General features: G+C 59.4%; 6 protein-coding genes. 2 read left to right on the top strand and 4 right to left on the bottom strand.

All coding sequences use genetic code 11. From position 1 onward, the window contains the following. The first annotated feature begins 444 nt into the window (after positions 1-444). Entirely contained in the window at positions 445-840 is a 396-nt protein-coding gene (locus ACQ4WS_RS24185) for an SWIB/MDM2 domain-containing protein (RefSeq protein WP_071650146.1), read from the top strand. A gap of 175 nt (positions 841-1,015) precedes the next feature. Here ACQ4WS_RS24185 and ACQ4WS_RS24180 read toward each other — a convergent pair whose 3' ends face one another. Together ACQ4WS_RS24180 and ACQ4WS_RS24175 are read right to left on the bottom strand one after the other, a co-directional pair. Then, a complete protein-coding gene (locus ACQ4WS_RS24180; protein WP_436479529.1) occupies positions 1,016-1,633 on the bottom strand; it encodes a lytic transglycosylase domain-containing protein in 618 nt (205 codons plus the stop codon). Then, positions 1,630-3,369 (bottom strand): proline--tRNA ligase, encoded by a 1,740-nt coding sequence (locus ACQ4WS_RS24175; protein ID WP_436479528.1) that lies wholly within the window; start codon positions 3,367-3,369, stop codon positions 1,630-1,632. Before ACQ4WS_RS24175 ends, ACQ4WS_RS24180 begins: the two co-directional genes overlap by 4 nt. Before the next feature lie 204 nt (positions 3,370-3,573). On the opposite strand from ACQ4WS_RS24175, the gene ACQ4WS_RS24170 reads away from it, so the two are divergent. Then, on the top strand, positions 3,574-4,206 hold the full coding sequence (locus ACQ4WS_RS24170; protein ID WP_076566319.1) for an RNA pyrophosphohydrolase: 633 nt from the start codon (positions 3,574-3,576) through the stop codon (positions 4,204-4,206). Positions 4,207-4,306: 100 nt separating this feature from the next. Here ACQ4WS_RS24170 and mqo read toward each other — a convergent pair whose 3' ends face one another. Both mqo and ACQ4WS_RS24160 read right to left on the bottom strand, forming a co-directional pair. Beyond that, positions 4,307-5,905, bottom strand: coding sequence for a malate dehydrogenase (quinone) (gene mqo, locus ACQ4WS_RS24165; RefSeq protein WP_436479527.1), 1,599 nt, complete (start codon positions 5,903-5,905; stop codon positions 4,307-4,309). Beyond that, positions 5,898-6,143, bottom strand: a complete 246-nt coding sequence (locus ACQ4WS_RS24160) for a hypothetical protein (protein WP_436479526.1) — start codon at positions 6,141-6,143, stop codon at positions 5,898-5,900. The genes mqo and ACQ4WS_RS24160 overlap by 8 nt, the downstream gene beginning before the upstream one ends. Positions 6,144-6,149: the final 6 nt, after the last annotated feature.

Raw genomic sequence — 6,149 nt, 5'->3', positions numbered from 1 at the left:
TAGTCTTCTCAATGACGAACGGCCCGATCGAAAATTCGACCGGGCCGTCAAGGCAAAACCAAAGCGCTATGCCATGCGCGTTCTACGAAAACCTGCTTAACTGAACGGCATTACCGCTCACGGGGATTTTGATGGCATTCATTACGCCGCGTATCCAAGTAAAAACATCGTTCTAAGTAATGCCGGCTTGCATTTTCATGCGTCCGGCATCACGCTTCCCGCCCCCCGCAATACCCCTCCCCGCATAGCCAGCAAGCATGCCATTTACGGGCAAAAACGCCGTTCTGCGCGCCCAAGCGGTGCGCCCGGGCGACAGCATCGCCATTTCCCTGCTTTTTCCTCGTGAAAACGTGAAAAACACTTGCATACAAGGTAAATCCACACCAATATTAGCCGTGCGATTAATTGCGCAATTTCCCATGTGTTTGTTAAGGAGGCTCGAAGATGGCAACAGCCAAAAAAACCCCAGTAGCAGCGCCAGCCAAAGCAGCAGCAGCCAAGCCTGCAGCCGCCAAGAAAGCAGCACCCGCAGCCAAAGCAGCAGCTAAACCAGCAGCGGCGAAGAAAGCGGCAGCACCGGCAACACCACGCAAGCCAAACGCAGCATTCATGAAAGCAATGACGCCATCGAAAGACCTGGCCGCCGTTGTTGGCGCAGCACCACTGCCGCGCACGGAAGTGACCAAAAAGGTATGGGATTACATCAAAAAACTCGATCTGCAAGATCCGGCCAACCGCCGCATGATCAATGCTGACGACAAGCTGAAAGCAGTTTTCGGCGGCAAAGCCCAAGTCTCCATGTTTGAAATGACGAAACTGATCTCCGATCATTTGAAATAATCAGATACGCGCCGGCCCAACACCGAGCGAGTGCCCCGCAGCTGATTCAGCGAGCGGGGCATTTTTTTGGGGTCAGACCCTGTCGGGTCTGACCCCGGCCGTTGCGGTGGGGTTTAAAAACGCACGAACCCCATATAAATGCAGGGGTCGGACCCACAGGGTCAGACCCCACCCCTCATTTAAACTCCCACTGTTTCCACGCCGCCCTTACCGCATTCGGATACTCGGCCCGTCCCCGGCTGCCGTTATACCGCCCCAGCGCCAGGTATAAATCCCCGCGTTCCATATCCAGGTACATGCGCAAAATCGCGCAGCCGTAGCGCAGATTCGTCTGCATGTGAAACAGCTTGCTGCGGTCATGGTCGCCGATGACGCCCGTCCAGAACGGCATCACCTGCATGTAGCCGCGCGCGCCGGCCAGCGAGACGGCATATTTGCGGTAGCTTGACTCCACCTGGATCAGGCCCAGCACCAGGGCCGGTTCCAGGCCCGCGCGGCGCGCTTCATACCAGACGGTTTCCAGGAATTCCGTGCGCAGCTGCGTATCCGGCAGCTTGCGCTGCAGGCGTTGCGACATCTGCGCCAGCCATTGCTGGTAGCGCTGCAAGTCGGCGGGAGTGGCAAACTTGGGCTGCGGCGGGCGCTCGTCGCGGATCGCGTGCGACAAGGCCAGGCGAACGGAGTCGGCCAGCGCCTCCTCCTTCTGGTTGCCGGCCTGCGCCGGGAAAGCGCAGGCCAGGCAGGCGGCCAGCGCGAGCGCGCCAGCCGTTTTACTTACAGATAAGCGCTTCACTGCGCCATTTGGCCCTGGATGAAGGCGACGATCTCGTCTGGCGCCACGCCGGTGGCTTCCGCATCGCGGCGGCCCTGGTATTCCAGCTTGCCTTCTTTCAGGCCACGCTCGCCGATGACGATGCGGTGCGGCACGCCAATCAGTTCCCAGTCAGCAAACATGGCGCCAGGACGCAGGCCGCGGTCGTCGACGATGACATCGACGCCAGCGCCTTGTAGGGCCGCATACAGCTTCTCCGTCTCTTCCTTGACCAGTTCGCTGCGGTCCATGCCCATCGGGCACAGCACGACCTCGAATGGCGCGATCGACGCCGGCCAGATGATGCCCTTGTCGTCGAAGTTCTGTTCGATGGCGGCGCCCAGGATGCGCGTCACGCCGATGCCGTAGCAACCCATCTGCAGCGGCGCAGGCTTGCCATTTTCGTCGAGGAAGGTGGCTTTCATGCTTTCCGAGTACGCCGTACCCAGCTGGAACACGTGGCCCACTTCGATGCCGCGCTCGATGGCGAGCAAGCCCTGGCCATCCGGCGAAGCGTCGCCGGCGACGACATTGCGCAAGTCGGCCACGATGACAGGCTCGGCCACGTCACGGCCCCAGTTGGCGCCCGTGTAGTGGAAACCGGCGTCATTCGCGCCGCAAACGAAGTCGCTCATGTGGGCGACCGTGCGGTCCGCCACCACGGTGACGGGTGCTTTTGTGCCAATCGGGCCCAGATAGCCTGGAATCGTGCCGTAGACTTCCAGGATTTCCGCTTCCGTCGAGAAACGATGGCCGGCCAGACCGGCAACCTTGCCTACCTTGATCTCGTTCAGCTCATGGTCGCCGCGCAGCAGCAGCATGAAATGCTGTTTCGTGACTTTCTCGTCCTTGCCCGTCGTTTCCACCGTCAGGGCGATGGTTTTCACGGTTTGCGACAGTTCCAGGCCCAGCAGGGCAGCCACAGTTTCGCACTTGACGCTGTCCGGCGTGGCCGTTTTCGTCAGCGCCTGGGCAGCAGCTGGGCGCTCGCCCGCTGGCGGCAGCGCTTCGGCCGCTTCCATGTTGGCGGCGTAATCGGACGTCGGGCAGTACACGAGCGCGTCTTCACCCGTGTGGGCGATGACGTGGAATTCATGCGAACCGGAACCGCCGATGGCGCCATTGTCTGCGGCCACGGCGCGGAATTTCAAGCCGAAACGCGTGAAGATGCGCGTGTAGGCGTCAAACATGACCTTGTACGACGCTTGCATGCCGGCCAGGTCGCGGTCGAACGAGTAAGCGTCCTTCATGGTGAATTCGCGGCCGCGCATCAGGCCGAAGCGGGGACGGCGCTCGTCGCGGAACTTGGTCTGGATATGATAAAAATTCAACGGCAACTGGCGGTAGGACTTGATTTCCGTGCGCACGACGTCCGTGATGACTTCTTCCGATGTCGGCTGGATCGCGTATTCGCGGCCGTGGCGGTCTTTCACGCGCATCAGTTCATCGCCCATCTTGGTCCAGCGGCCCGTCTCTTGCCACAGTTCGGCCGGCTGCACGAGCGGCATCAGCAGTTCGATACCGGCGGCTTTGTTCATCTCGTCACGGATGATGGCTTCCACCTTGCGGATCACGCGCAAGCCCATCGGCATGTAGGTATAGATGCCGGAACCGAGGCGTTTGATCATGCCTGCACGCATCATCAATTGGTGGCTGACGATTTCCGCGTCAGAAGGTGCATCTTTAAGTGTGGAAATAAAAAAACGGGAGGCGCGCATAACGGTGAATTCTTTTTAAAAAGAGAGGGTTATAATCAACCTAATTTTAAAGGATTAGCTGGCTGATGCGTCCATACTTTACACAAATGCGCTCAATTGGTGCGATTCCGGCGCTTTTCGCACCCCGAAAAGGTCACCGGCTTGCGAAGTTGTGGGCAATTATGTAAAAAAGGACGCACTGTCGCAGAAAGTTTGAGGTGCATTATGCTCGACCGTGAAGGGTTTCGGCCCAACGTCGGCATCATCCTGCTAAACGCCCAGAACGAGGTGTGGTGGGGCAAGCGGGTGCGCGAGCACTCATGGCAGTTTCCACAAGGCGGTATCAAATATGGCGAAACACCGGAACAAGCCATGTTTCGCGAACTTGAAGAGGAAATCGGACTCAGACAGGAACACGTCAAAATTGTCGGCCGCACCCGCGACTGGCTGCGCTATGAAGTGCCAGACCACTTCATCAAGCGCGAGATTCGCGGCCACTACCGTGGCCAGAAGCAGATTTGGTTTCTGCTGAGAATGTGCGCGCGCGATAACGACGTCAATCTGCGCCTGACCGACCATCCCGAGTTCGACGCCTGGCGCTGGCATGAATACTGGGTCCCGCTCGATGTCGTCATTGAATTTAAACGCGATGTCTACCAGCGCGCCTTGCAGGAGCTGTCCCGCTTCCTGACCTGGCCCGTGCATGGCAACGCACAGCAAGCGCACCGCCACACGTCGCGCTACCTGCGCCAGCCCCATGCGCCACGGGCACAGGACGGTGCGGCACTGGCCAAGCCTTGCGACGGCATTGCCGCCGAAGGGTGTACGCCGGAGCTGATCTTGCCGGGCAAGGGGTAGTCCGCCGCAATGAACGCACTCTCCCACGCAAAAGGGGCAGCCTGAACAGGCTGCCCCTTTTTTCATGCCGGCAAGAAACTTCCCTGCCGGTCAGACTAACTTAGTTTGCTGCCGGCGCTGGCGCAGCGGCGGGAACGTCCAGCGTGATCGCTTTCAAGCCCAGGATGCTGCTGCTGTACTGGCGGATCTTGTTGGCCAGGGCCGGGTCGTTGTTCAGCTTTTGGCCATACGACGGCACCATTTCCACCATCTTCGCCTGCCATTCCGGCGTGGCCAGACGGCTCTTGAATGCCGTTTGCAGCACCTTGATCATGATCGGCGGCGCGGTCGAGGCGCCTGGCGATGCACCCAGCAGGGCAACGATGCTGCCATCGGCGGCGCCGACAACTTCCGTGCCGAACTGCAGCAAGCCGCCTTTGACAGGGTCATCCTTGACGATCTGCACGCGCTGGCCAGCGTTTTGCAGGGTCCAGTCTTCCATCTTGGCGTTCGGCAAGTATTCGCGCAAGGTTTTCAAACGGTCTTCCGGCGTGTTCATGACTTGCTCGACCAGGTATTTCGTCAGCGGAATATTGTCGTAGCCGGCTTGCAGCATGGGTTTTACATTGCCCGTGCCGATCGAGGCAGGCAAGTCGATCCACGAACCGTTTTTCAGGAACTTGGTCGAGAAGGTGGCAAACGGGCCAAACAGCAGGGCTTTCTTGCCATCGATGATGCGCGTATCGAGATGCGGCACGGACATCGGCGGCGAACCGACGGATGCCTTGCCGTAGACCTTGGCCGCATGCGCCGCCACCAGTTCCTGATTGGTGGTGACCAGCCATTGGCCGCCCACCGGCACGCCGCCGTAGCCCTTGGCTTCAGGAATGCCCGATTTTTCCAGCAGCGGCAGCGAACCGCCACCTGCGCCGATGAAGACGAACTTGGCGCGCATGGTCTTTTCCTTGCCGGCAGCCAAGTCTTTCACCGTCACGTTCCACACGCCATCGGCGCCGCGCTGGATGTCTTCCACCTGGTGGCGCAGGTGCAGGACCATGCCGTGGCTGTCCGTCAGGTATTTCACGAGACCGCGCGTGAGGTTGCCGAAATTGACGTCGGTACCGATTTCCATGCGCGTCGCGGCCACTTTCTGACCCTTGTCGCGGCCTTGCATGACCAGCGGAGCCCACTGTTCGATCTGCGCCTGGTCTTCCGAGTACAGCATGCCCTTGAACAGGTTTTCCTTTTGCAGCGCGGCGTAGCGCTTCTTCAAAAAGGCAATATTGTCGTCGCCCCACACAAAGGCCATGTGCGGCACATTGTTGATGAAGGTTTGCGGCGCGCCCAGGTGCTTGTTGGCTACCTGATAAGCCCAGAATTGCTTGGAAATTTCGAATTGCTCGTTGATGGCAACGGCTTTCTTGGTTTCGATGCTGCCATCGGCCGCTTCCGGCGTGTAGTTCAGTTCGGCAAATGCCGAGTGGCCAGTGCCCGCGTTGTTCATCGCGTCCGAGCTTTCGGCGGCCACGGAATCAAGGCGCTCGACCATTTCCATCGTCAGCGACGGGTCGAGTTCCTTGAGCATGCTGCCCAGGGTGGCGCTCATGGTGCCGGCGCCGATCAGCAGCACGTCTAGCGTTTTTTCGGACGAGGCCGGAGGGGTCTTGTCACATGCCGCCAGGATCAGGCACGACATCAAAAGTAATAGCGATTTACGCATACGTAACTCCGTTTATGAATACTGAAGGATGATTCTTGCGCGCCACCGTGGCGGCACCATCGTGTCTACCGGCTTGTCTGACGAAAAACAGTCCAGCCTCCGGCACGCCAGGGCGGCCGGACAGCTCAATGTCGATGGTGATAGGCATGCTGCCGCGCTCCGGGATATCCCAAGAGCAAGATCTGGTGGCAAAGGTGCGGGCAATGGAAACACGGAATGGCAATAAAATTGCCGTCATGTCCAG

Source organism: Janthinobacterium leeuwenhoeki (assembly GCF_051380795.1).
Taxonomy (GTDB): Bacteria; Pseudomonadota; Gammaproteobacteria; order Burkholderiales; family Burkholderiaceae_D; genus Janthinobacterium.
The sequence above is the reverse complement of the archived record's forward strand: the minus strand, read 5'-3'. Positions and strand labels throughout refer to the sequence as shown.

Bases quoted from the DNA above. Each gene is read 5' to 3' on its own strand.
- ACQ4WS_RS24170 (WP_076566319.1), top strand. From the start codon at position 3,574: ATGCTCGACCGTGAAGGGTTTCGGCCCAACGTCGGCATCATCCTGCTA.
- ACQ4WS_RS24160 (WP_436479526.1), bottom strand. From the start codon at position 6,143: ATGACGGCAATTTTATTGCCATTCCGTGTTTCCATTGCCCGCACCTTT.
- mqo (WP_436479527.1), bottom strand. From the start codon at position 5,905: ATGCGTAAATCGCTATTACTTTTGATGTCGTGCCTGATCCTGGCGGCA.
- ACQ4WS_RS24175 (WP_436479528.1), bottom strand. From the start codon at position 3,369: ATGCGCGCCTCCCGTTTTTTTATTTCCACACTTAAAGATGCACCTTCT.
- ACQ4WS_RS24185 (WP_071650146.1), top strand. From the start codon at position 445: ATGGCAACAGCCAAAAAAACCCCAGTAGCAGCGCCAGCCAAAGCAGCA.